This window comes from Mycobacterium sp. SMC-14 (assembly GCF_046250075.1).
Lineage (GTDB): Bacteria > Actinomycetota > Actinomycetes > Mycobacteriales > Mycobacteriaceae > Mycobacterium.
In genome coordinates this window covers 3335177-3358950 of sequence record NZ_CP176429.1, presented here as the reverse complement: position 1 = coordinate 3358950, position 23774 = coordinate 3335177, and the positions used below count along the sequence as shown (strand labels likewise).

Here is a 23774-nt window from a genome sequence, read left to right as displayed (position 1 = left end):
TGCGCTCCCCATCCTCGGCGCCGTCGGTCAGTGGTCGTGGTCGTGCTCGACGGCCGCGGCCGGCGGGGTGGCCTCCTCGCCGATGCGCTCGCGGGCCTCGGCGACGACGTCGGCCACCTTCAGTCGCGCCGACTCGGCGACCTCTTCGGCCCTGCGGGTTCCGCGCAGACTCCACTCGGTGGCCGTCACCGCTGCCTCGTGCAGCGGAGCTTTCGCCAGTGCCCGGCGTGCCACCTCATAGGCGCTCACGCCAACCAGTCCGGTGAACACCGTCGACGCCGCTTTCACCAGCAATCCCTGCACTGCCATAAGTCATCTCCTCTTCGTACGGCGAGTTCTTGCGGGCAAGCGTATCAGCATATAAGCATTTATGCATATGTTTACCGGTGATTTCGGCGCGGTATCGCCCGCCCAGCGGGACAAACCGCGCCGAAATCGCGTCAGCTCAGATTTCGGGTGACCTTCTCGCTGGCCCTGCGGCGCTCCTGCAGGTCGGGATCGGGGTTGGCGACCTGGACCAGGGACCCGCCGAGGGCGAACACCGTCAACATGTTGTCGATCAGCTCGGTCGGGTTGTCCCAGCTATTGGTCGACCACACCCGATCCGACGACGTCAAACCCAGTGCTGCCGCGCACTTCTCGCACGATGCCAGCACATCGTCGGCGGACGATCCGGCCAGGGCGGGGCCGGGCGCTCGCTCGGCGTCGATCTGGTCGCCGTGCACCCGCACGGCGGTCGCATAGTCGGTGACGCCCACCGGCAGGTCCGGGGCGGGCCGGCCGAACGGATCCAGGGACAGCACCACCACCTCGCCGCCGGTGGCGGCCACCGCCGCGTCGGCCTCGGCGAGCCGGTCGGCGGTGCACAGCGCGACGTCGGCATCGCCGTCCGGCGCGTCCAGCAGCACCTCGGCCCCGATCCACCAGGCGCCGAAGAGCACCGCCGCCGTCTGCCAGTGCGCTGGCAGCAACACCGCGATGCGACTGCCGGCTGCGGCGCCGAGCTCGTCGCGCAACAGGTTGCCGGTCTTGGCGGCCCAGTTCGCCAGCGTCGCCGCGGACAGCTCGATACGTTCCCCGGTGGCGTCGTCGTAATAGGTGATCCGTGGCCCCACCGGGTCGGCGCGCATGATCGGGTCAAGGATCGCCGAGCTGAGGTTGGTCACCGCAGCGACGTTAGTTCACGCACTGGGGATCGTTGGAACCCGCGGTCAGAATCGGTGACGCAACGGGGATTTGGGGTGCCTCGCCGTCGTCGTAGCTGGAGATGCCGGCCGCCTGCGCGCTGGCGCCCCCGGAGCCCATGCCGGATCCGGGCCCGGTGTAGTCGCCTGCCAGCACGACGCGCACGGCGCCGGTCGGGAGCGACTCATTGGACACCACCGGCAATCCGCCCAGGTCCCTGGCCACCGCCCGTGCGCCGGGGTCGTCGGCCGAGGCGGCCTGCACCTGACTGGTGGGCACATGCCCGGACTCGTTGTTTCCCACGGCTCCGGTGCCGAACCCCTTGGCGTTGAGCACGCCGGAAACCGCGGCGGCCAGGCCGTTGATGTCGGTGTCGTTGAGCACGCTGGCGGTGGTCTGTTCCGGGTTGTAGGCCAGTTGTTCGGTCTTGCCCTCGTCCTGATCGTGCAGCAGCCCCGCGACCCAGTCGGCCACCTGGTCGGGGTCGACGCGCACCACGCTCTGCATACCGTCGTCGCTCCAGCCCGACTCCTCGAGCACCGGGATGGTGGCGAACGCCACCTTGCCCGCGGCCAGGTCCTGGGCCTTCGTGACGAAGTCGATCACGTCCCACCCGGCCGACAGCACCACCGACCGCTGTACCGCCGCCTGCAGCCGCGACAGGGTGCCGGGGCTGGACAGCGTCTTTCCGGAGATCACCTGGTGTGCCAGCGACGCCATCACCGTCTGCTGGCGCCGGACCCGGTCCAGGTCGCCGTGTGGCAGTTCGTGGCGCTGTCGCACGAAGCTGAGCGCCTGGGCGCCGCCGAGGCGCTGCCAGCCGGCCGGGAAGTCCGCGCCGGAGAGCTCTTCGTACACCGGCTCCTTCAGGCAGACGTCGACGCCGCCCAGGGCATCGGTGATCAGGGCGAACCCGAGCAGTCCGATCTCGGCGTAGTGGTCGACGGTGACTCCGGTCAGGTCGGCCACCGTCTTGATCAGGGCCTCTCGGCCGGCCTCGGTACCGCGCGCCTGGGCCTGGAGCGGATCCATTCCGGATGCGACGAGCGCATCGGCGGTCTCCAGCCGGGTGGCCCCGTACACGCCGTTGATCTTGGTCTTGTCCAGGCCGGGCGCCGCCACGTAGGAGTCGCGGGGGATCGAGATCGCGGTGGCCGACTTCCCGTTGTTGGGGATCCGGACCAGGATGATCGTGTCGGTGTTGGTGGCTTCGTCATCCCCGACGCGCAGTGCGGACAGCTCTTCGGGGGTCAGCGGATTGCCGTGGGCGTCGGTGCGGCTGTCCATACCGACCAGCAGGATGTCGACCGCGCCATCGGATCCGCCGTTGCCCAGGGCTAGCGACGAGACGTGGAAGATGCCGTCCTCGAACGACCGGACTTGGCTCCAGGCCACTCCGGTACCCAAGACGACGGCGACGGCTGCCACCGTGGCAATCACACGAATCACACGTTGCGCAGGCATCACTTCAGATTACTTGCGTAACTGCTGTATCGCCGGTAGCCGAGTGCGGCGTGCCAGACCGGTGGTTTAGCGAGCCTCGACGGAGGAGAGGCGAAGCTGGAACCGCCGCATAAGCTCGACGGTCATGCGGATTGTGATCACCGGCGCCGGCGGCCAAGTCGGCACTTTCCTGGCCAAACGCGCCGCCGAGACCGGCCGGGACGTGCTGGCACTGACATCGGCCCAATGCGACATCACCAATGCCACCGCGGTGGACGCCGTGGACCTGCGGCCCGGTGACGTGCTGATCAACTGCGCGGCCTACACCAACGTGGACGCCGCCGAGGAGGATGCCGAGCGGGCGCATGCCGTCAACGCCACGGGACCGGGTCACCTGGCCGCTGCGAGCGCGCGAGCCGGTGCTCGCTTGATCCACATCTCCACCGACTACGTCTTCGACGGTGACTTCGGCGGCGCCGCGCCCCACCCGTACGAGCCGGGGGATGCCACCCGGCCGCTGTCGGTGTACGGCAGCACCAAATTGGCTGGTGAGAACGCGGTGCTGGCAGCTTCGCCGGATGCCCTGGTGGTGCGTACCGCCTGGGTTTACACCGGCGCTGCCGGCGGCTCCGACTTCGTCGCGGTGATGCGCGAGCGGGCCGCGGGCGATGCGGGCGTGGAGATGGTTGACGACCAGATCGGATCCCCGACCTATGTCGGCGATCTCGTCGATGCGCTGCTGGCGCTGGCGGCCGCACCGCCGAGTGCCCGGGTGTTGCATGCCGCCAACGCCGGTGCCGCGAGCCGGTACGAACAGGCCCGTGCGGTGTTCGCCGCCGTCGGCGCCGATCCGGACCGGGTGCGGCCGGTCAGCAGTGCAGCGCATCCGCGCCCGGCCGCCCGGCCCGCCTACTCCGCGTTGTCGGGGGCCGAGTCGGCGCGCGCCGGCCTGACACCGCTGCGCCGGTGGAGCGATGCACTGTCCGCCGCTGTGGCCAGATAACCTCTACGCCGTGAGTGAGGCGCTACCGGTGGTGACGGTGACCTATTCGCCGGGTTGGCACCTGGACCGCTTCCTGGCATCGCTGTCGCTGGCGACCGATCGCCCGGTGCGGGTGGTGATGGCCGACAACGGATCTACCGACGGTTCGCCGGAGGAAGCCGCGCAGCGCTATCCCAACGTGCAATTGCTGCATACCGGGGCCAACCTGGGCTACGGCGGAGCGGTCAATGCCGGGGTGGCGCTGCTCGACGCCGAGGACGGCGAACGCAGCGAATTTCTCATCGTGGCCAACCCCGACGTGCAGTGGGGTCCGGGCAGCATCGAGGCCCTGTTGGACGCGGCCGCCCGATGGCCCCGGGCGGCGACGCTGGGCCCGCTGATCCGGGAACCGGACGGCTCGGTGTATCCCTCGGCGCGTCACCTGCCCAGCCTGATCCGCGGCGGGATGCACGCTGTGGTCGGCCCGGTGTGGCCCAACAATCCGTGGACCCGCGCTTACCGGCAGGAGCGGCTGGAGCCCAGCGAGCGGGCGGTGGGGTGGCTCTCGGGCGCCTGCCTTCTGGTGCGCCGCGCCGCGTTCGACGCCATCGGCGGCTTCGATGAGCGCTACTTCCTCTATATGGAGGACGTCGACCTGGGGGACCGCCTGGCCAAGGCCGGCTGGCTCAACGTCTACGTGCCCGAGGCCGAGGTGCTGCACCAGAAGGGCCACGCCACCGGCAAGGACCCGGCACGCAACCTGGCCGCTCACCACCGCAGCACCTACACCTACCTTGCCGACCGGCACCCCGGCTGGTGGCGGGCGCCGCTGCGCTGGAGCATGCGGGGCGCGTTGGCGGTGCGCTCACAATTGGCGGTGCGTAACGCCCGCCGCAAACTGACGAAGGGGCACCCGTGACACTGAGCCAAGTCGACGCGGTCGTCCTGGTGGGCGGCAAGGGGACTCGGCTGCGGCCGCTCACCCTGTCGGCGCCCAAGCCGATGCTGCCCACCGCGGGTCTGCCGTTCCTGACTCACCTGCTGTCGCGGATCGCCGCCGCGGGCATCGAACACGTGATCCTCAGCACGTCCTATAAGCCCGAGGTCTTCGCCGAGGAGTTCGGCGACGGAGCCGCACTGGGTCTGCAGATCGACTACGTGACCGAGGAAGAGCCGCTGGGCACCGGCGGCGGCATCGCCAACGTCGCCGGAAAGCTGCGCCACGACACCGCGATGGTGTTCAACGGTGATGTGCTGTCCGGGGCCGATCTGACCGAGCTGCACGACTACCACCGCGAGCAGGGTGCCGAGGCGACCTTGCACCTGGTGCGCGTCGGCGACCCGCGGGCCTTCGGCTGCGTGCCCACCAGCGACGGGCGGGTCACCGCGTTCCTGGAGAAGACCGAGGATCCGCCGACCGACCAGATCAATGCCGGTTGTTACGTGTTGTCCCGGGAGGTCATCGACCGCATCCCGCGGGGGCGCCCGGTGTCGGTGGAACGCGAGGTGTTCCCGGCGCTGCTGGCCGACGGTGTAAAGGTCTGCGGCTACGTGGACACCAGTTATTGGCGCGACATGGGCACCCCGGAGGACTTCGTGCGGGGCTCGGCGGATCTGGTGCGCGGCATCGCGCCGTCACCTGCGCTGGGCGGGCAGCGCGGTGAGGCCCTGGTGCACGACGGCGCCTCGGTGGCGCCGGGCGCGGTCCTGATCGGCGGCACGGTGGTGGGGCGGGGCGCCGAGATCGGCCCGGGCGCCCGGCTGGACGGTGCGGTGATCTTTGACGGGGTGAAAGTGGAGGCCGGCAGCGTGATCGAACGCTCGATCATCGGGTTCGGCGCCCGAATCGGGCCGCGGGCGCTGATCCGCGACGGGGTGATCGGCGACGGCGCCGACATCGGGGCCCGCTGCGAGTTGCTGCGCGGGGCCCGGGTATGGCCCGGCGTGTCGATCCCGGACTGCGGGATCCGCTACTCGTCGGACGTGTGAGCCGGCTTTCCGCTGACTCTGCGCTCAGGGCGCACCGTTCTCGAACTTTTCCGCCGTAGGCGCAGAGTCAACGCCTGGATCAGGCGGCCGCGACGGCCCGCGCCACCAAATGCGCCAGCGCGTCGTCGGCGTCCGGCGGTAGCGCATCCACCGGCCACCAGCGCAGTGCCAGCGACTCGTCGCTGATCCCGATCTGCGCGCCCGCGGGCGCGTGCGCCACGAACTGAAGGTCCAGGTGCCGGGTCGGCAGACCCAGCGAGCAGGTCACCGGATGCACATGCACGGCGGCCAGCGCCGGATCGAGCCGCAGATCGGCGATGCCGGATTCCTCGGTGGCTTCGCGCAGGGCGGCGGCGACGATGTCGGCGTCGGTGTCCTCGCAGTGCCCGCCGAGCTGTAGCCAGCGGCCTACCCGCGGGTGCAGCGTCAGCAGCGCGTGCTCACCGGTGTGGTCGAGCACCAGTGTCGAGGCGGTGATGTGGCCGGGAACGCATTCACGCCGGCACGCATCGGGGCGGGCAGCCAGAAACGCCAGTACCGCATGCCGGAGCGAGTCCTGCGCGGGATCCGGTGCGGCCCAGGAGCTCAGTGCCGCGACCGCGGAGTCGTGCAGACTCATCGCCGCACCAGCAAGTCGCCGACGTCGGCAGGTGCGCGGGGTTCGGGCGGGTCGGTGGGGTAGCCGATCGCGATGGCGCCCAAGGGTTCCCAGTCGGGCGGCAGATCGAGCTCGGTGCGTACCAACTCGGGGGTGAAGATCGTCGAACCGATCCAGCAGCTGCCCACACCCCGTACCGCCAGTGCCACCAACAGCCCCTGGACGGCGGCGCCGACGGCAACCGTGAACATGGTGTGCTCGGCGGCGGTGCGGGCGGCGTCGGGGTAGTGGTGGGCGCCATCGGGCACCATCATCGGGATGACGACTTCAGGTGCTTCATAAAGGATCTGACCACGTGAGACCCGGGCGTCAATGGACTCGGGGGACTTGCCGTCACCGGTCAAGTCGGATCGCCACTGCTGCGCCATGGCATCGAGCAGCCGAGTGCGCACGCTCGGGGTCTGCAGCCAGACGAACCGGACCGGACGGGTGTGGTGTGGGGCCGGCGCGGTCAACGCCTCGGCCATGGCGTCGGTGATCAATTGCGCCGGAACGGGCTCGCCGGCGAAGCTGCGCACGGAACGGCGCAGCAGTTGCGCCTGGCCGCGTCCGACCTCGATAGCCTCGGCGGTACCGAGCCAGAACAGGTCCTCCGGGCCGGAACGCACCAGTGCGGCGGCGGTGGAACCGTTGTCGGGGCTGGTAACGCCGCGCACCACCGCCACTGGAACATCGGTGAGCTTGCCCTTGACCAGGTCGGCTGCCGCGGCGAGTTCGTCGGCGACGGCCACTTCGGTCACCACCAATTCGTTGCCATGCCGGTCGACGGACCCCGCATAGCCGTTGAGCACCGACAGGCCCGACGCCCCGATCGCGAGGTCGATCTGGCCGTGGCGCCAGGCGCGGCCCATGGTGTCGGTAATCAGCACTGCCACGCTGACCCCCAGACGCTCGGCCAGCCCGGAGCGCAACGCGGCGGCGCTGCCGTCGGGATCGACCGGCAGCAGTGCGAGTTCGTCGGAGCCGACGTTGGAGCCGTCCACACCCGCGGCGGCCTGCACCAGACCGAGGCGGTTCTCGGTGATCCAGGTGCGGCCTTTGCGGGCCAGCACGCGTACTGCCTCGGCCTCAACCAGCTGGCGGCGCAATGCATCACGTGCCTCGGCGTCGTGCGGCGCCGGCACGATGCGGCCCTCACACTTGGACACCACCTTGCTGGTGACGACCACGATGTCGCCGTCGGCCAGCCATGGGGCGGCCTCGGCCAGTGCGGTGGCCAGATCGTCGCCGGGGCGGAACTCGCCCAAGCCGGTCACCGGCAAGATCTCGATCTTGGCGGCGCTGCCGTGCTCGCCCTGCCCCTTTATGGTGACACCCCCGCTAGCTCCAGTCCGGTGCGGACCATTTCGGCCGTGGCGGCCGGATCGGTCATCAACAGCGGTGCGGCGCTTACGGTCATGCCGGCGATGTCGTCGCCATGGGCGGACTCGCCCTCATGCACCAGCCAGTAGTCCAGGATCCCGGTTCCGCTGCGGGCGCCGTAATGCTCGCCGACGGCTCGGGAGGTGGAGTCCAGGCCGATCACGCTCAGGCAGACATCGGCCATGCCGCGCAACGGCTTTCCGGCGATGATCGGGGAGTAGCCGACGATCGGTGCCGCGGTGGAGCGCAGCGCCGCGCGGACACCCGGAACGGCCAGGATGGCGCCGATGCTCACCACCGGATTGGAGGGTGCCAGCAGCACGATGTCGGCACCGGTGATGGCATCGACGACTTCCGGTGTGGCCGTGGCCTTCTCTGCACCCACGAAACCGAACCCGTGGGTGGAAACCTGCGCGCGGTAGCGCACCCACCATTCCTGGAAGTGGATCGCGCGCTGGGTGTCGTCGGCCGGGTCGGTGATGACGACGTGCGTTTCACAGCTGTCGTTGGTGACCGGCAGCAACCGCGCTCCCGGCTGCCAGCGCTCGCACAGCGCCGAAGTCACCTCTGTCAGCGGATAACCGGCGCGCAGCGACTGGGTACGGACCAGATGGGTGGCCAGGTCGCGGTCGCCGAGGCCGAACCAGTCCGGCTGCATCCCGTAGCGGGCCAACTCCTCCATGGCGTGCCAGGTTTCGTCGCGGTGACCCCAGCCGCGCTCGGGGTCGACGCCGCCGCCCAGGGTGTACATGCAGGTGTCCAGGTCGGGGCAGATGCGTACCCCGTGCATCCAGGCGTCGTCGCCGACGTTGACGACCGCGGTCAGTTCGTGCGCATCGGCCCCGGTGCCAGCTGGGGATTCGGCGAATTGGCCCAGACCCAGTAGTTTCTGGACGCCGAGCAGGAACCGGGCGCCGCCGACCCCCCCGACGAGAACGGTGACCTTCACAGCGCACGACAGTACCTTTGGCGCCGAGATGGCTGGCGTGGCGGATCGCCGTCGTCGCTTCATCGGGGACGCGGTAAGACACGCCGAGGGGCGGGTGTGGGGTAGATGACAGGGACTCGCCGGTCTCGGACACGTTGGAAATCGATCACGGGATGGTAAGGAATTTGGCCAATCGGCTTGACCGGGCTGATCAACCCGTGTCTAATCACACTAGTGTCATTTCCCGGTTGGCCAGCCGATTTCGGTGTCGCAGACCGAGATTCGATCACATGTTCGAATCAGGATGGTCAATATCTTCCGATTCGACCGACATATCAGGATCGCGCTACAGGTGAGGAGGCGGAGCATGTCCTATGAGCACCTTTGGGGCGTGATGGGGGGAGCACCGCACGCCGGTGCCGAAATGGCTACGCCGAGCGGGCTGGAGGCGCCGGAGGCGTTGGAGGCGATGCCCAGCCGGCCGCATCTGAGCCTGGTTCCCGAGCCCGAGGACTACGACGAATTCGAGCCGTTCGACCCTGCGTCGGCCACCAATGAGCAATGGCAGGACCGCGCTCTGTGCTCGCAGACCGACCCCGAGGCGTTCTTCCCGGAGAAGGGCGGCTCGACCCGAGAGGCCAAGAAGATCTGCCAGCGGTGCTCGGTTCGTAGCGAGTGCCTGGAATACGCCTTGGGGCACGACGAGCGTTTCGGTATCTGGGGTGGGCTTTCCGAGCGTGAGCGCCGCCGCCTCAAGCGCGGCATCGTCTGAGCCAGCGACTAGTCGTCGATCGTCGGGTCGATGACGCTGGGCTCGACATCTAAGTAGGTGGCGACTTGGGCCACCAGAATCTCGTGTAATAAATCACCGAGTTCTGTGCTGTCGTTTGCGCGCTGCTCGATCGGCTTGCGGAACAGCAAGATTCGGGCCCGCGTCGGATTTCCTCGAACGTCCACCCCGGCGGGAATCAACCGGGCCAGCGGAATCGGCCCGTCCGCGACCACTTCTGGCGGCCACTGCACGCTGTCGGGATCCTTGGCGGCGATCCGCGGGATCTCGTCGACCGCGACGTCAAGTGCCGTCAACCGTTGCTTCCAACGTTGTTCGATGGGCTCGTAGGCCTCCAACACCGCCATGTCGAACCGTTCCGCACGGGTGCGCCAGCCCGGCACGGTCGGTGGCAACAGCGGTCCGCGGGTTTCGCGGCCGCGCCTGCGGCGACGCGTGGCGATCACGCAGAAGATGGTAACGGTTGTGCATAGGGTGCCGGCTCATTGCGCGTGTCCGGCGCTGCGGGGGAGCGCCGCCACGATAGCCTCACGGGCGTGAACGTTCCCCGTCGTTGCTGCCGGCCAGGGTGTCCGCACTATGCGGTGGCGACGCTGACGTTCGTCTACTCGGACTCCACCGCGGTGGTCGGCCCGCTGGCGACTGCCGCTGAGCCGCATTCCTGGGACCTGTGCTTCAACCATGCAGGCCGGATCACAGCCCCGCGTGGTTGGGAACTGGTCCGCCACCCCGGCCCCTGGGTGTCTCCCGAAGAGGATGACCTGATCGCGCTTGCCGAGGCGGTTCGCGAGCGCGAATCCGGGCGAGCGGCCCCAGCCAACGGGTGGTATCCCCAGACCAATCCGGTCGACTCCGCGACCCGGGGAGCGCCCACCGCCGGACCGGGTGGCGGCGTGCTGGCACCGCCTGGTCCGCCCGGCAAGACCAATGGTCGGCGCCGTGGCCATTTGCGGGTGTTGCCAGACCCGTCGGACTGATCGCGGGTTCCGGGCTAGGCTTGAGCGTCAAGAGTCCACTGCGTCAGGAGCCCTGTCCATGTCTCGGCCCGCTGCGGCTGTCCACCGTGTGATCAAGGCGTACGACGTACGCGGCCTGGTCGGTTCGGAGATCGATGAATCCCTCGTCACCGAGGTCGGGTCCTCGTTTGCCCGGCTGATGGCCGAGGAAGGTGCCCGGCAGGTGGTGATCGGCCACGACATGCGGGACAGTTCGCCAGTGCTGTCGGCGGCGTTCGCCGAGGGCGTGGTCGCCCGCGGCCTGGACGTGGTCCGGATCGGGTTGGCATCGACCGACCAGCTCTATTTCGCCTCCGGGGCGCTGGACTGCCCGGGTGCGATGTTCACCGCCAGCCACAACCCGGCCGCCTACAACGGCATCAAGCTTTGCCGGGCGGGCGCCAAGCCGGTGGGCGCCGATACCGGCCTGGGCCGAATCCGCGATGAGCTGATCGCCGGCTTGGACTCCGACTGGGCCCCGGGCGGCGACGGCCACGGAACGCGCGGCACCCTCACCGACCGCGACGTGCTGGCCGACTATGCGACATTCCTGCACTCGCTGGTCGACATCTCCGGCCTGCGTCCGCTGCGCGTGGCCGTCGACGCCGGCAACGGAATGGCTGGCCACACCGCCCCGGCGGTGTTCGGATCGGTCGGCGCGATCACATTGCTGCCGCTGTATTTCGAGCTGGACGGCAACTTCCCCAACCACGAGGCCAACCCGCTGGATCCGGCCAACCTGGTCGATCTGCAGGCCTTCGTGCGCGAGCAGGGCGCGGATATCGGGTTGGCCTTCGACGGCGACGCCGACCGATGCTTCGTGGTCGACGAGCGCGGAGAGCCGGTTTCCCCGTCGGCGGTGACCGGCTTGGTGGCCGCCCGCGAATTGGCCCGCGAGCCCGGGGCGACGGTGATCCACAACCTGATCACCTCGCACGCCGTACCGGAACTGGTCGCCGAGCTCGGCGGCACACCGTTGCGGTCACGGGTCGGGCACTCCTACATCAAGGCGCTGATGGCCGAGACCGGGGCCATCTTCGGCGGGGAGCACTCGGCGCACTACTACTTCCGGGATTTCTGGGGTGCCGACTCGGGCATGCTGGCCGCCCTGCACGTCCTGGCCGCGCTCGGCGAACAACAGCGGCCGCTGTCGGAGCTGACCGCCGACTACCAGCGTTACGCGGCGTCGGGAGAGATCAATTTCACCGTCGCTGATGCACCGGCGTGCGTGGATGCGGTGGTCGGATCGTTCGGCGACCAGGTGTCCGTGGACCACCTGGATGGCGTGACCGTCGACCTGGGCGCGGGCAGCTGGTTCAACCTGCGCAGCTCCAACACCGAGCCGCTGCTGCGGCTCAATGTCGAGGCGCCCGACGCCGCCGCAGTGGACGCGGTGGTGGCCCAAGTGTCCGAAAAGATCGCCCAGCAAAGCCGAGCCGTCACCGCCGCGGAGAAGTCTCGTCCGTGACCGCTTTCTCCGGCTCCTTTTCCACCGTCGACCTCGATGACACCGAGGCCCTGTTGGCGGCTGACCGCGACGGCGCGTTGTGGGCCGCGTCGATGGCCGGGGCGCAGGTGCGCGCTACCGCCGCGGCGGTCGATGAGGGTGCCCTGGATGCGGTGCGCAGCGAAAGCCGTGACTACCCGCCGCGGGCGGTGATCTGGCTGGCCACTCGCGGTACCGCGGCCACGGCCGGGAGCCTGCTGGCCGCCACGCACGGCGATTCGGTGCGCGCACCGCTGGTGCTGGCCGCTGAGGCGCCGTCGTGGATCGGTTCGCTGGACGTAGTGGTGATCGCCGGTGATGACCCGGGCGACCCGGCGCTGGTCGCCGCAGCCGCAGCCGGGGTCCGTCGCGGGGCGCGGGTGGTGGTCGTCGCGCCCTATGAGGGGCCGCTGCGCGACGCGACCGCCGGTCGCGTCGCAGTGCTGGAACCGCGGATTGCCGTCGCGGCGGAGTTCGGCCTGCCGCGCTACCTGGCCGCCGGGTTGGCCATCATGGACGCCCTGGAGCTGGGCGGCGCGGGTGCGCCGAGTGACCTGGGCGCACTGGCCGACGAGCTCGACGCCGAGGCGTTGCGCAACAGTGCCGCGCGTGAGTTGTTCACCAACCCAGCGAAATTGCTGGCCGACCGCATTGTCGGCCGCGCCGTCGCGTTGGCCGGTGACTGCGCGGCGACCCTGGCGCTGGCGCGACACGGCAGCGCGGCGATGCTGCGGATCGGTCAGACCACGGTGGCGGCGACCGGTCTGGCCGACGCGGTGAGCGCCCTGCGGGCGCGGTCCGCCGGTGGCAACGATGACGCCGACATCTTCCACGACGAACAGATCGACGGCCCGGCCCTCGACCGGTTACGGGTGCTGGCCTTGACGCTGGCCGCCGAACGTACCGTGGTGGCGGCCCGAATCAACGGCTTGGGCGATGTCGACCTGGTCGCAGCCGGGGATGTACCGGTGGCGCCGGGTGCCTCGGCGGAAACCGCGAACCCGACCCAGGGGCCGCCCCCGAGCGGCCCAGGCCGGGCCGAACAACAGCTTGCGGTGTTGGCAGTGCGGTTGGAGATGGCCGCCGCCTATGTGCGACTTTTGCGGGGTTGACGGGAACAGTGGAACAACTACGCGGTGCGATACGGACCTACGCCTGGGGTTCGAGGACGGCTATCGCCGAATTCACCGGCCGGCCGGTTCCGGCGGCACATCCAGAGGCGGAGCTGTGGCTGGGCGCACACCCCGGGGATCCGGCCTGCCTGGAGACTGACACCGGCGAGGTGTCGTTGCTCCACGTCTTAGCCCAAGACCCGGAGGGCCAGTTGGGGCCGCTCGCCCAGACGCGCTTCGGTGATCGCCTGCCGTTTCTGGTCAAGGTGCTGGCCGCCGACGAGCCACTGTCGCTGCAGGCCCACCCGAGTGCCATGCAGGCGATCGAAGGCTACGAACGCGAGGAGCGGCTCGGGGTCCCGGTGTCGGCGCCGATCCGCAACTATCGCGACACCAGTCACAAACCGGAACTGCTGGTGGCGCTGCAGCCGTTCGAGGCGCTGGCCGGTTTCCGCCCGGTGGCGCGCACCATCGAGCTGCTGAGGGGGTTGGCGGTATCGGACCTGGACCCGTTCATCGACCTGCTCGGCGGCCAGTCCGGCAACGGTCAATCCGATGTGCAGTCCGACGCCGACGGCCTGCGGGCGCTGTTCACCACATGGATCACCGCACCCCAACCCGATTTGGACGTGTTGGTGCCCGCCGTGCTGGAAGGGGCCATCCAGTACCTCAGTTCTGAGGCCGGCGAATTCTCCGCCGAGGCCAAGACGGTCCTCGAACTGGGAGAGCGGTACCCGGGTGATGCCGGTGTCCTGGCCTCGCTGCTGCTCAACCGGGTCAGTCTGGCGCCGGGGGAGGCCATCTTCGTATCGGCCGGCAACCTGCACACCTACCTGCACGGCGTAGGTCTGGAGGTGATGGCCAACTCCGACAACGTGCTGCGTGGCGGACTGACGCCCAAACACGTCGACGTCCCCGAGTTGCTGCGGGTGCTGGATTTCACCCCCACCACCGAGGAGGCGCTGCGGCCGGCCACTTACACCGACGGACTCGAGGTGGTCTACCAGACCCCCGCCGAGGAATTCGCGCTGTCGCGACTGACCCTCGACGGCACCCACCTCGGCCACGAGGTCGACGCGCCGGCGCGCCACGACGGTCCGCAGATCCTGCTGTGCACCGAGGGCTCAATCACCGTGCACGCCAAGTCCAAGACGCTGACGCTGCACCGCGGCGAGTCGGCCTGGGTGCCCTGCGACGACGGGCCGATCCGGCTGCTCGCCCAAAAACCGGCCGCTCTGTTCCGGGCGACGATAGGTCTCTAGAGTGTCGTCCTCCGGTAGTACCAAGGCCATCATCGCGGCCCTGGCGGCCAACGCCGGTATCGCGGTGGCGAAGTTCACCGGCTACGTGATCACCGGTAGCGCCGCCATGCTCGCCGAGGCGGTGCACTCGGTGGTCGACACCTCCAACCAGACGCTGTTGCTGTTCGGACAGCGCGCCGCCACCAAGGCACCCGACGCGCTGCACCCTTTCGGGCATGGCCGCAGCCGCTACTTCTGGTCGTTCGTCGTGGCGCTGGTGCTGTTCAGCCTGGGCTCGATGTTTGCGCTCTACGAGGGCTACGAGAAGCTTCGCCACCCGGTCGAGTTGAGCTCGCCGCTGGTGGCGATCGCGATCCTGGTGGTAGCGATCGCGTTGGAGTCCTACAGTTTTCGGACTGCGATCGTCGAGTCGCGCCCGCTGAAGGGCCAGGGCAGCTGGTGGCGGTTCCTTCGCAACTCGCGCAATCCCGAGCTGCCGGTGGTTTTGTTGGAGGACACCGCCGCGCTGATCGGGTTGGTGCTGGCGCTGGCCGGCGTGGGACTGAGCGTGCTCACCGGAAACCCGGTGTGGGACAGCGTGAGCACCCTCGGGATCGGTGTGCTGCTCGGTGTGGTCGCCGTCTTCCTGATGGTGGAGATGCACAGCCTGCTGATCGGTGAGGGCGCCACTGCCGCCGAAGATCAGGCCATTCGCGCGGCGCTGGAGGGAACCGAGAACGTCACCCGCCTGATCCACATCCGCACCCAGTACCTGGGCCCGGACGAGATGCTGGTGGGGGCCAAGATCGCCGTGGTTCCCCGGCTGGACCTGGCCGGCGTCGCGGCCACCATCGACGCCGCCGAAGCCAATATCCGTGCGGCCGTGCCGGCGGCGCTGGTCATCTATCTCGAGCCGGACCTGGACCGGACGCCTGTGCCACACTCGGTGGACCAGAAAGGTTGATCGCTTTGTCCAAACTTTCCTTTCCACAGATGACCGCCGCCTGCCAGGCCGGTGGCGCCAGCACCCTGAGCCTGACCACCGAGCTGGCGCCCGCCGGGGGAGCCCACGCTGCAATCAGCCCGGTCCACCGCGCCGCGCGCTCAGCGTCGGCCGCTGAGACCCGATTGATCGACGGGGAACCGACGGCCACGGTGCTCATCGACGACAACCAGAGCCAGGTCCAGCGCGTCGAAGCCGCGATTCTGCAGGCCATCCGTGACCAGCATCCGCTGTTGAGCCGGGTGCCGCGGATGGAGGTTTCCTACGAGGGCGGACGGCTGGCGTACACCGATCTTGAACTGCCGCAACGTATTTTCGACGGGCACTTTCTCACCGGATCCATCGACGGCAAGCCCGCGATCGCACACCCCGCCTACCGAGTGGCCCGCGAGAGCACACCGGACAACGCTCGCGCGCTGTTGGAGTTGAGCCCCGGCAGCCTGGCCTTCGGCGCGATCGACGCGGCCCTGGGCACCGGCCAAAGCCGGTTCCGCGGAGTGCTGTCCGGCGAGATAATCGGCGTATTGGTCGACGGGGCATCGACGGATTCCCGTGCGGTGGCCGACACCGGCGTGTGCTGCACCCGGATCATCCGCACCCAGGTGCTCAGCTTCGCCGCACTACGGCAACTGCGGTTCGACTGCGGTCCGGCCGGCGATGAGGCATGCCGTGTCCTGCTGGCCGCCTATGCGCTGGCGGGGTTGGCGCGGTCCAACGCCGAACTGAGCATCCGGGCCAACTGCGACCTGGTGGAAACCGGCCCCACCACGCTCAAACTCGATGCCCGCGACGGGGAATTCGTCGCATTGACCGCGTTGTCGATCGCCGAGGCCGACAAGCTGCTGGAGCGGGCGCTGGTGGAGGCCTACCGGGAGGCCGACATCACCTGGCGCGGTCAGGTGCTGCACGTCACCGGAAATTCCGCGGCCTACACCGCCGCCCAGAACGGCGGGGCGCCGCAGGACACACCGGTCATGCATGCGCCTCGGCGATTCCGGTTGCCGCACTTCATCGAGAGTCGGCTGAGCGCGCCGAACTAAAGTCACCGAGCTTCGGCGACCGATGCCCAGAAGGATGTGAGAGCCGCCGCGCCGCGCCCCGGGTCCTGGGTCATCCACCAGTGGCCAAGCCCGTCTAGCACTTCGGTATGGGCGCCCGCTTGCTGCGCCGCGCGTCGCCGGATCTCCTCGGACCCCACGTAGGGGTCGCCGGTGGCCAACAGGGAAAGGCCCGGACGGGCACGCGCCCGCTCGAGCCCGCCGCCGGTCTGCGCCATGGCCCCGGGGCCTTCCACCGAGCGGTACAGCCGCAGGGTTGCCCGCCCCATCTCCGGGCCCTGCGCCTGCGCCATCGACCTGGCGATGTCGGTCGGCAGGGTGGCCGACCACAGCGCGGTCCGGTCTTCCACCGTGCCGCCGAGCATGTTCTCGACCAACCGCTCGCCCTTGCCTGGGGTCCGCCAGACCTGGGCCGTCTCGGGCCAGACGTAGTCCGGATCGAACACACCGATGATGTCGGTGGTCCAACTGCGTACGAGGTCGGGGCGATGCATCGCCAGGTTGACCACGTGGACCCCGCCCCAGTCGTGTCCGACGAGGTCGATCGGTTCGTCGGGGCCGCCGAGGGCCTCAAGCTCGCGTTCGAGCCAGTCGCGGTAGGCAACGTAAGTTGCCGAGAAGTGTTGCGGCAGTGGAGCGCCGAATCCAGGTGGCGACAACCGTACGACATCTCGACGGCCCAGGGCATCGACCAGCGGGTCCCAGATCGCATCAGATTCCGGGTTTCCGTGCACCAGCACTACCGACATGAGCAGATCTTGGCATGCCGCTACTGACGCGGTCCGCGAGACCGGCACTAGGACGGGCCGACCATAAAGCCGACGACAGCCGGCAACAACGGGAGGAAACGTAAAGCGCTCGACTGGGATACCCCAGCCGAGCGCTTTAGGTGTTCGCTACCGACCGCGTGACGTCCGCAGCGGCGATTTCGCGTTAGTGGTCGTGGTCGTGCGGGTGACCGATTCCGCCGTCGCCTCCAGCGCCACCGGTGATGCCGTCGCCGTCGGCGCTAGGCGTTCAGCCAGGTAGCTCTATGGCGGCGAAGTTCACCGTTGCGGTGGCGGCCAGCTGATCGTCGTCGCCTCGGTAGATGTCGACCTGGGCCACCACCGAACGCCGGCCGGTGCGCAGGATGGACGCGACGGCCCGGGCCGGCCCGACCTTGATCGGCCGCAGGTAGCGGATGAACAGATCCGTCGTGGCAATACCGTTGCCGAACTGCGTGCTACGCGCGGCGAGCTGGCCGGCCGCCACATCGGCCATGGTTGCGATCAATCCGCCCTGCAACCCGCCGGAGGTGTTGACCACCCGCTCGTCCACCGGCATCTGCAGAGTCAGGGTGCCGTCGGCCGACGGCACCTCCTCCAGACCGAGTTGGGCGAACAACTCCCGGATCGATTGCGGCGCGGTCATGACGTCGGCTCGACCGCCTCGTCCCAGGCCTGAAGCAAGGTGCACAGAATCTCTTCGGCGCGGCCCAATCCAGCCAGATGGCTCTCCCCGGGAATCGGGTAGAGCCGGGCGTCGGGAAGCAGTGCCACCGCATGTTTGCCGTGCGAGAACGGGACGATGTGGTCGGCATCGCCGTGCCACCAGTGCACGGGCACCTTGATGTCGGCGAGCCGGAAGCCCCAGGGGCGGGCGAACAGGATGGCATCGGCGATCGGTGCGGCGAGCTGCTTGCGGGAGCCGTTGAGCAGGTCATCGAGGAACATCGCCTTGAACTCCGGGCGCGACAGCATCTCGCGGTCGCCCTCGGGGGAGAGTCGCGCGTAGAGCTCCAGTGCCGGCGAGGCCACCGGCCGGATCATTCGGATCAGTCCGGCGGCCAGCACGCTGATCGGTCGCCCGGCGTGCTCGAGTACCGGCTCGGCGAGCCGGGCCAGCCGCATCAGATTGCTGTCGATGGCTTCGGGGCCCACCGCCGGGGCGACACCGCCCAGAACACCGGCCGCCACCACTCGTTTGGGCATGGCCGCCGCGCACGCCAGCGTGTAGGGGCCGCCACCGGACAGCCCGATGACCGCCATCTTGTCGATCCCGAGCGTGTCGGCGACGGTGCGCAGATCATCGGCGAACTGCGACACCGTCTCGTACTGGAACGGAGTCGAGGAACCGATCCCGGGTCGGTCCACCCCGATCAGACGGATGTTGGCTTCGGTGGCGTACAGCCGTGCCTCGACGGGAATCTGCCGGCGGGCACCGGGCGTGCCATGCAGCCAGAACATCGCCCGGCCCTGCGGCGCACCGAATTCGGCGAAACCCAGCTGACGGTCCTCGCCGACGGCGATGTTCCCCTCCATCTGAGGACGAGCGATGTCATAAGCCATGCTCGGAGTCTGGCATGAGCCTGGCAGCCAGGTCACCCCCGGTCGCGGGCTCGGTGATCGGCATCGACATCTGGGTGGGTTGCGCCCGGCCGCGCAACGTCGCCGAGCCGTAGTGCACCCAGTGCGCCCGCTCGGCGTCGTCGGCGCGTTCCAGTGCCGTTGCCGAACACAACACCCGGGCCGTGACGGCCTTGGCGCCGTCGGCCAGCCGCGCGGCCTCGTTGACGGCATCGCCGACCACGGTGTACTCGTAACGGTTTTCGCTGCCGATGTTGCCGGCGAACACCGGCCCCGCCGAGACGCCGATGCCGAAGTCCACCAGCGGCAGCCGGCGAAGCCGGGCGATCAGGGTGCGGGCCGTGGCCAGCGCCGCCGCGGCGGCCCCGTCGGACGGGACTGGAGCGCCGAACAGTGCCAGCGCCGCATCGCCCTGAAACTTGTTGATCGACCCGCGCTGTGCGTCGACGGCGTCCACCACGATGCGGAAGAAGTCGTTGAGCACCCCGGCGACCTCGTCCGGCGGGTGGGTGGCCGCCAGTTCGGTTGAGCCCACCAGGTCGATGAACAGGATCGCCGCCTCTTGTACCGAGCCGGACAGCGCGAGATCCTGCTCCACCGCCAGCCGGGCCACATCGGAGCCGACGTGGCGGCCGAACAGGTCCTGGAGCCGGTCGCGTTCGGCCAGACCGGCCACCATGCGATTGAATCCGGTTTGCAGCCGCCCGATCTCGGATTGTTCGTAGACGCCGACCGAGGTGGTCATCTCGCCGCGCTCGACCCGGGCCATCGCGTTGACGACTTCGCCGACCGGATCGGAGATCGATCGGGCAACCAGGATCATGGCGCGCACCCCGAGCAGCACCGCCACCACACACAGCACCAGCACCGGGATCTCCACCGACGAGTCCGGGTCGATGATCCAGCCCCGCTGACGGCAGACGATCAGCGCGATGATGGCCGCCGAAGGCATAGCGCAGGTGATGAACCACATGGTCACCAACCGGGCCAACACGCCGGGGGCGGTCGCGCGGACGTCGGTGCCTTGCCAGGCGGCGGCCACGATCGGCCGGAAGGTGCGCTGGGTGAACAACATGCTGGTGCTCAGCGATGCGGTGCCCCCGAACACGATGATCGCGCTGAGCAGCACGATCAGCCCCATGTTGTATGAGTGGAGCGCGGCCAGGCCAATGGCCCCGCCGATCAGCCAGGTTCCGAGCACGATCACCGATTGCCGGCGCAGGATGTTGATGGCCGAGCGGCGTTGCCCGGGATCGGGCGGTGCTCCGGCGGTGTACCAGCGCACCGACGGCGCGATGCTGGCACTTCCCGCGGCGACGACGGTCAGCGTGCCCAGCGTGACCAGCACCGCGACCAGCACCAGGTTGGGCACCGACAGCAAGGTGGTATCGGTGAGCGGGGTTTCGCCGTTGAGCGACACCACCACCGCGATCGCCTCGGCGCTGGTCAACAGGTGGGCGAAGGCCAGTCCTGTCGCGTAGTCGCGGACCCGGACGGCGGTACGCGGCCGCGCGCCTGCTGCCGAACCTGCAGTCGTCATTGCGGTCGTGCCCATCCCTGAGTGCGTTGTGCACTCAAGTTATACGGATCTGCCCGACGCGGCGCGGCATCTTTCGTGTACAAAATGCCATCAAATGTATAGACGGCATACGAACAAGGATGTAATGTCCAGACGCGACGGTGGTTGAACTCACAAGGAGGGCATGGATGAGCACCCAGACCGCGGAGGTGTGGCGGGACAAGAAGCGATACCTCTGGCTGATGGGCCTGATCGCCCCGACGGTGATGTTCACCATGCTGCCGTTCGTCTGGGCGATGAACCGGTTCGGTTGGCACCTGGCCGCACAGCTGCCGTTCTGGATCGGTCCGATTCTGGTCTACGTGTTGCTGCCGGCACTGGATCTGCGGTTCGGCGCCGACGGGCAGAACCCGCCCGACGAGGTGATGGTGCAGCTGGAGAACGACCGGTACTACCGCTACTGCACCTACGCCTACATTCCGTGCCAGTACGCCAGCCTGGTGCTGGGCGCCTATTTGTTCACCGCCACAGATCTGAGCTGGCTGGGAGTCGAGGGGTCTCTCAGCTGGTTCGCCAAGATCGGGCTGACGCTGTCGGTGGGCACCCTGGGCGGGGTCGGCATCAACACCGCGCATGAGTTGGGGCACAAGAAGGATCAGCTCGAACGCTGGCTGTCCAAGATCACCCTGGCGCAGGTCTGCTACGGGCACTTCTACATCGAGCACAACCGGGGCCACCACGTACGGGTGGCCACCCCCGAAGATCCGGCGTCGGGCCGGTTCGGCGAGACCTTCTGGGAGTTCCTGCCGCGCACCGTCTTCGGTGGGCTGCGTTCGGCCTGGCAGCTGGAAGCCGCGCGGTTGCGCCGGCTCGATAAGGGGCCCTGGCGACTGTCCAACGACGTTCTCAATGCCTGGTTGATGTCGGTGGTGCTCTGGGGGGTGTTGATCGCGGTGTTCGGCCCGGCGCTCATCCCGTTCGTGGTTGTCCAGGCCGTCTACGGCTTTTCCCTGCTGGAGTCGGTGAACTACATCGAGCACTACGGGCTGCTGCGCCAGACCCGTGCGAACGGCCGCTACGAACGCTGCACGGCCGAACACAGTTGGAACTCCGACCATCTGGTGACCAACCTGTTCCTCTACCACCTGCAGCGGCACAGTGACCACCACGCCAACCCCACCCGGCGCTACCAGACGTTGCGCAGCATGGCCGAGGCTCCGAACCTGCCCAGCGGGTACGCGTCGCTGATCGGGCTCACCTACATCCCGCCGCTGTGGCGCCGGCTGATGGACCATCGGGTGCTGGCGCACTACGACGGGGACATCACCCGGGTCAACATCGATCCGCGCCGGCGCGCCAAGATCCTGGCCCGCTATCGCGCGGCAGATGCGGCGGCAGCGTGATGGCGGCCACCGCGGCCTGGACTGCGGCGCGGAATGCGGCGCGGCCGGGGCCGAATTCGAGTTGGTAGAGGTTGCTCGGGCATGACACCCGCTAATCTCGCGGTGGTGAAACGCATCCCCTACGCCGAGGCATCCCGGGCGCTGTTGCGCGACTCGGTGCTGGATGCGATGCGGGAACTGCTGACTCGTCGAGACTGGTCGTCGATCACGCTGGCCGCAGTCGCCGAGGCGGCGGGGGTCAGCAGGCAGACCATCTACAACGAGTTCGGCTCGCGTCAGGGCTTGGCGCAGGGCTATGCCATCAGGCTGGCCGACCGCCTGGTCGATGCCGTCGAAAGCGCCATGTCCGACAACGTCGGCGACATCCACGCCGCGTTTCTGGAGGGGTTCCGGTCCTTCTTCTCCGATTCGGCCGCCGACCCGCTGGTGATCTCGCTGCTGACCGGTGCCGCCAAGCCCGACCTGCTGCAGATCATCACCACCGACAGCGGCCCGATCATCACCCGCAGCTCAGCGCGGCTCACGTCGTCGTTCATGCACAGCTGGGTCAAGGTCAGCGAAGATGACGCCGGAATCCTGGCCCGGGCCGTCGTGCGGCTGGCCATGAGCTATGTCTCGATGCCGCCGGAAGCCGACCACGATGTGGCCGCCGACCTGGCCCGACTGTTCACCCCGGCGGCCCAGACTTACGGTGTCGTCGACACCGAATGACCCGGCCGAGCAGACTTGGGCTTACGCCGGTAGCTTGTAGCGGAGCCAATTCACCGAACCTAACGGGGGCGTACTGATGAGTTTGACCGCGGACAGCCGCAACGGAATCGACTACAAGGTCGCTGACCTGTCGCTGGCCGAGTTCGGCCGCAAGGAGATCCGGCTGGCCGAGCACGAGATGCCGGGTCTGATGGCATTGCGTCACGAGTACCACGGGGTCAACCCGCTCAAGGGCGCCCGTATCACCGGTTCGCTGCACATGACCATCCAGACCGCGGTGCTCATCGAGACCCTGGTCGACCTCGGTGCCGAGGTCCGCTGGGCCTCCTGCAACATCTTCTCGACCCAGGACCACGCTGCCGCGGCGGTCGTCGTCGGGCCGCACGGCACCGTCGAGGAGCCCAAGGGCACCCCGGTCTTCGCCTGGAAGGGCGAGTCGCTGGAGGAGTACTGGTGGTGCGCTGAGCAGGCCCTGACCTGGGACGGCGAGCCGACCAACATGATCCTCGACGACGGCGGCGACGCGACCATGATGGTGCTGCGCGGCGCCCAATACGAGAAGGCCGGCGTGGTTCCGCCCGCCGAGGACGGCGACTCCCACGAGTGGAAGGTCTTCCTGGGTACGCTGCGCGACCGCTTCGAGACCGACAAGACCAAGTGGACCAAGATCGCCGAGTCGGTCAAGGGTGTCACCGAGGAGACCACCACCGGCGTGCTGCGCCTGTACCAGCTGGCCGCCGCGGGGGAGCTGGTGTTCCCGGCGATCAACGTCAATGACTCGGTCACCAAGTCCAAGTTCGACAACAAGTACGGCTGCCGGCACTCCCTGATCGACGGCATCAACCGTGGCACCGACGCACTGATCGGCGGCAAGAAGGCGCTGGTGTGCGGCTACGGCGACGTCGGCAAGGGCAGCGCGGAGTCCCTCAAGGGCCAGGGTGCGCGGGTGACCGTCACCGAGATCGACCCGATCAACGCGCTGCAGGCACTGATGGAGGGCTACGACGTCGCGACTGTCGAGCAGGCCATCGGCGATGCCGACATCGTCATCACCACGACCGGCAACAAGGACATCATCACCCTCGAGCACATGAAGGCGATGAAGAACCAGGCCATCCTGGGCAACATCGGCCACTTCGACAACGAGATCGACATGGCCGCGTTGGAGTCCTCCGGCGCGGTGCGCGACAACGTCAAGCCGCAGGTCGACGTGTGGACCTTCCCCGACACGGGCAAGTCCATCATCGTGCTGTCCGAGGGCCGGCTGCTCAACCTGGGCAACGCCACCGGGCACCCGTCGTTCGTGATGAGCAACAGCTTCTCCAACCAGGTGATCGCTCAGATCGAGCTGTGGACCAAGGGCGACGAGTACGACAACGAGGTCTACCGGCTGCCCAAGCACCTGGATGAGAAGGTGGCTCGCATCCACGTCGAGGCTCTGGGTGGCACGCTGACCAAGCTGACCAAGGACCAGGCCGAGTACATCGGCGTCGACGTCGAAGGCCCGTACAAGCCGGACCACTACCGGTACTGATCCGGCTCCATCGCCGAGCGTGAAGTT

General features: G+C 68.5%; 24 protein-coding genes. 13 read left to right on the top strand and 11 right to left on the bottom strand.

What is annotated here, in order from left to right; genetic code table 11:
* Positions 1 to 27: 27 nt before the first annotated feature.
* From ACKY0W_RS15910 to ACKY0W_RS15900, 3 genes are all read right to left on the bottom strand, one after another.
* Positions 28 to 309 (bottom strand): DUF1490 family protein, encoded by a 282-nt coding sequence (locus ACKY0W_RS15910; RefSeq protein WP_046284995.1) that lies wholly within the window; start codon positions 307 to 309, stop codon positions 28 to 30.
* A 131-nt stretch (positions 310 to 440) separates the two neighbouring features.
* Positions 441 to 1166: a TIGR03089 family protein gene (locus ACKY0W_RS15905; RefSeq protein WP_409434847.1), complete on the bottom strand. Its 726-nt coding sequence runs from the start codon at positions 1164 to 1166 to the stop codon at positions 441 to 443.
* Between the two features lie 10 nt (positions 1167 to 1176).
* Positions 1177 to 2652: an LCP family protein gene (locus ACKY0W_RS15900; RefSeq protein WP_409434846.1), complete on the bottom strand. Its 1476-nt coding sequence runs from the start codon at positions 2650 to 2652 to the stop codon at positions 1177 to 1179.
* A 106-nt stretch (positions 2653 to 2758) separates the two neighbouring features.
* On the opposite strand from ACKY0W_RS15900, the gene rfbD reads away from it, so the two are divergent.
* From rfbD to ACKY0W_RS15885, 3 genes are read left to right on the top strand one after another with little or no spacing between them, the layout of a single operon-like run.
* Positions 2759 to 3631 carry a dTDP-4-dehydrorhamnose reductase gene (gene rfbD / locus ACKY0W_RS15895; RefSeq protein ID WP_409437813.1) on the top strand — a complete coding sequence of 291 codons (873 nt, stop codon included), beginning with the start codon at positions 2759 to 2761 and terminating at the stop codon, positions 3629 to 3631.
* Between the two features lie 28 nt (positions 3632 to 3659).
* The gene (locus tag ACKY0W_RS15890; protein ID WP_409437812.1) at positions 3660 to 4529 is read left to right on the top strand and encodes a glycosyltransferase family 2 protein; all 870 of its coding nucleotides are present in this window, start codon (positions 3660 to 3662) and stop codon (positions 4527 to 4529) included.
* Positions 4526 to 5599 carry a sugar phosphate nucleotidyltransferase gene (locus ACKY0W_RS15885; protein WP_406758115.1) on the top strand — a complete coding sequence of 358 codons (1074 nt, stop codon included), beginning with the start codon at positions 4526 to 4528 and terminating at the stop codon, positions 5597 to 5599. Before ACKY0W_RS15890 ends, ACKY0W_RS15885 begins: the two co-directional genes overlap by 4 nt.
* 79 nt (positions 5600 to 5678) lie before the next feature.
* On the opposite strand, the gene ACKY0W_RS15880 is transcribed toward ACKY0W_RS15885, so the two are convergent.
* Genes ACKY0W_RS15880 through cofD form a run of 3 tightly spaced genes read right to left on the bottom strand, consistent with a single transcriptional unit; the run spans position 5679 to position 8568 of the window.
* Positions 5679 to 6218, bottom strand: a complete 540-nt coding sequence (locus ACKY0W_RS15880) for an NUDIX hydrolase (protein ID WP_409434845.1) — start codon at positions 6216 to 6218, stop codon at positions 5679 to 5681.
* The gene (locus tag ACKY0W_RS15875; protein WP_409437811.1) at positions 6215 to 7564 is read right to left on the bottom strand and encodes a coenzyme F420-0:L-glutamate ligase; all 1350 of its coding nucleotides are present in this window, start codon (positions 7562 to 7564) and stop codon (positions 6215 to 6217) included. The genes ACKY0W_RS15880 and ACKY0W_RS15875 overlap by 4 nt, the downstream gene beginning before the upstream one ends.
* On the bottom strand, positions 7561 to 8568 hold the full coding sequence (gene cofD / locus ACKY0W_RS15870) for a 2-phospho-L-lactate transferase (protein ID WP_409434844.1): 1008 nt from the start codon (positions 8566 to 8568) through the stop codon (positions 7561 to 7563). The genes ACKY0W_RS15875 and cofD overlap by 4 nt, the downstream gene beginning before the upstream one ends.
* Before the next feature lie 346 nt (positions 8569 to 8914).
* Here cofD and ACKY0W_RS15865 point away from each other — a divergent pair, with 346 nt between their 5' ends.
* Positions 8915 to 9319, top strand: coding sequence for a WhiB family transcriptional regulator (locus tag ACKY0W_RS15865; protein ID WP_409434843.1), 405 nt, complete (start codon positions 8915 to 8917; stop codon positions 9317 to 9319).
* 8 nt (positions 9320 to 9327) lie between these two features.
* On the opposite strand, the gene ACKY0W_RS15860 is transcribed toward ACKY0W_RS15865, so the two are convergent.
* The gene (locus tag ACKY0W_RS15860; protein ID WP_409437810.1) at positions 9328 to 9780 is read right to left on the bottom strand and encodes a metallopeptidase family protein; all 453 of its coding nucleotides are present in this window, start codon (positions 9778 to 9780) and stop codon (positions 9328 to 9330) included.
* Positions 9781 to 9873: 93 nt separating this feature from the next.
* On the opposite strand from ACKY0W_RS15860, the gene ACKY0W_RS15855 reads away from it, so the two are divergent.
* From ACKY0W_RS15855 to ACKY0W_RS15830, 6 genes are read left to right on the top strand one after another with little or no spacing between them, the layout of a single operon-like run.
* Positions 9874 to 10314 carry a DUF3499 domain-containing protein gene (locus tag ACKY0W_RS15855; RefSeq protein WP_406782377.1) on the top strand — a complete coding sequence of 147 codons (441 nt, stop codon included), beginning with the start codon at positions 9874 to 9876 and terminating at the stop codon, positions 10312 to 10314.
* A gap of 58 nt (positions 10315 to 10372) precedes the next feature.
* Complete coding sequence (locus tag ACKY0W_RS15850) at positions 10373 to 11800, top strand: phosphomannomutase/phosphoglucomutase (protein ID WP_409434842.1); 1428 nt, start codon at positions 10373 to 10375, stop codon at positions 11798 to 11800.
* Complete coding sequence (locus tag ACKY0W_RS15845) at positions 11797 to 12930, top strand: TobH protein (protein WP_409434841.1); 1134 nt, start codon at positions 11797 to 11799, stop codon at positions 12928 to 12930. Before ACKY0W_RS15850 ends, ACKY0W_RS15845 begins: the two co-directional genes overlap by 4 nt.
* Positions 12931 to 12938: 8 nt before the next feature.
* On the top strand, positions 12939 to 14192 hold the full coding sequence (manA, locus tag ACKY0W_RS15840) for a mannose-6-phosphate isomerase, class I (RefSeq protein ID WP_409437809.1): 1254 nt from the start codon (positions 12939 to 12941) through the stop codon (positions 14190 to 14192).
* Between the two features lies 1 nt (position 14193).
* On the top strand, positions 14194 to 15135 hold the full coding sequence (locus tag ACKY0W_RS15835) for a cation diffusion facilitator family transporter (protein ID WP_409434840.1): 942 nt from the start codon (positions 14194 to 14196) through the stop codon (positions 15133 to 15135).
* 5 nt (positions 15136 to 15140) lie between these two features.
* Complete coding sequence (locus ACKY0W_RS15830) at positions 15141 to 16214, top strand: type I-U CRISPR-associated protein Cas7 (RefSeq protein ID WP_409434839.1); 1074 nt, start codon at positions 15141 to 15143, stop codon at positions 16212 to 16214.
* A gap of 2 nt (positions 16215 to 16216) precedes the next feature.
* Here the strand turns inward: ACKY0W_RS15830 and ACKY0W_RS15825 are convergent, their stop codons facing one another.
* From ACKY0W_RS15825 to ACKY0W_RS15810, 4 genes are all read right to left on the bottom strand, one after another.
* The gene (locus ACKY0W_RS15825) at positions 16217 to 16981 is read right to left on the bottom strand and encodes an alpha/beta fold hydrolase (protein ID WP_409434838.1); all 765 of its coding nucleotides are present in this window, start codon (positions 16979 to 16981) and stop codon (positions 16217 to 16219) included.
* Positions 16982 to 17249: 268 nt separating this feature from the next.
* Positions 17250 to 17645, bottom strand: a complete 396-nt coding sequence (locus ACKY0W_RS15820; protein WP_406758125.1) for a PaaI family thioesterase — start codon at positions 17643 to 17645, stop codon at positions 17250 to 17252.
* Complete coding sequence (locus tag ACKY0W_RS15815; protein ID WP_409434837.1) at positions 17642 to 18562, bottom strand: alpha/beta fold hydrolase; 921 nt, start codon at positions 18560 to 18562, stop codon at positions 17642 to 17644. The genes ACKY0W_RS15820 and ACKY0W_RS15815 overlap by 4 nt, the downstream gene beginning before the upstream one ends.
* Complete coding sequence (locus ACKY0W_RS15810) at positions 18552 to 20120, bottom strand: adenylate/guanylate cyclase domain-containing protein (RefSeq protein ID WP_409434836.1); 1569 nt, start codon at positions 20118 to 20120, stop codon at positions 18552 to 18554. The genes ACKY0W_RS15815 and ACKY0W_RS15810 overlap by 11 nt, the downstream gene beginning before the upstream one ends.
* 167 nt (positions 20121 to 20287) lie before the next feature.
* On the opposite strand from ACKY0W_RS15810, the gene ACKY0W_RS15805 reads away from it, so the two are divergent.
* The 3 genes from ACKY0W_RS15805 (at position 20288) to ahcY (ending at position 23747) form a co-directional block, all read left to right on the top strand.
* Entirely contained in the window at positions 20288 to 21502 is a 1215-nt protein-coding gene (locus ACKY0W_RS15805) for an alkane 1-monooxygenase (protein WP_409434835.1), read from the top strand.
* Between the two features lie 81 nt (positions 21503 to 21583).
* Entirely contained in the window at positions 21584 to 22213 is a 630-nt protein-coding gene (locus ACKY0W_RS15800) for a TetR/AcrR family transcriptional regulator (protein WP_409434834.1), read from the top strand.
* A 76-nt stretch (positions 22214 to 22289) separates the two neighbouring features.
* A complete protein-coding gene (ahcY, locus tag ACKY0W_RS15795) occupies positions 22290 to 23747 on the top strand; it encodes an adenosylhomocysteinase (RefSeq protein WP_409434833.1) in 1458 nt (485 codons plus the stop codon).
* Positions 23748 to 23774: the final 27 nt, after the last annotated feature.

Excerpts from the sequence above, each read along its gene's own strand:
- ACKY0W_RS15800 (WP_409434834.1), top strand. The coding sequence starts at position 21,584 with ATGACACCCGCTAATCTCGCGGTGGTGAAACGCATCCCCTACGCCGAG.
- ACKY0W_RS15820 (WP_406758125.1), bottom strand. The coding sequence starts at position 17,645 with ATGACCGCGCCGCAATCGATCCGGGAGTTGTTCGCCCAACTCGGTCTG.
- ACKY0W_RS15880 (WP_409434845.1), bottom strand. The coding sequence starts at position 6,218 with ATGAGTCTGCACGACTCCGCGGTCGCGGCACTGAGCTCCTGGGCCGCA.
- ACKY0W_RS15850 (WP_409434842.1), top strand. The coding sequence starts at position 10,373 with ATGTCTCGGCCCGCTGCGGCTGTCCACCGTGTGATCAAGGCGTACGAC.
- ACKY0W_RS15805 (WP_409434835.1), top strand. The coding sequence starts at position 20,288 with ATGAGCACCCAGACCGCGGAGGTGTGGCGGGACAAGAAGCGATACCTC.
- ACKY0W_RS15910 (WP_046284995.1), bottom strand. The coding sequence starts at position 309 with ATGGCAGTGCAGGGATTGCTGGTGAAAGCGGCGTCGACGGTGTTCACC.
- ACKY0W_RS15815 (WP_409434837.1), bottom strand. The coding sequence starts at position 18,562 with ATGGCTTATGACATCGCTCGTCCTCAGATGGAGGGGAACATCGCCGTC.
- ahcY (WP_409434833.1), top strand. The coding sequence starts at position 22,290 with ATGAGTTTGACCGCGGACAGCCGCAACGGAATCGACTACAAGGTCGCT.
- ACKY0W_RS15810 (WP_409434836.1), bottom strand. The coding sequence starts at position 20,120 with ATGACGACTGCAGGTTCGGCAGCAGGCGCGCGGCCGCGTACCGCCGTC.
- ACKY0W_RS15865 (WP_409434843.1), top strand. The coding sequence starts at position 8,915 with ATGTCCTATGAGCACCTTTGGGGCGTGATGGGGGGAGCACCGCACGCC.
- ACKY0W_RS15825 (WP_409434838.1), bottom strand. The coding sequence starts at position 16,981 with ATGTCGGTAGTGCTGGTGCACGGAAACCCGGAATCTGATGCGATCTGG.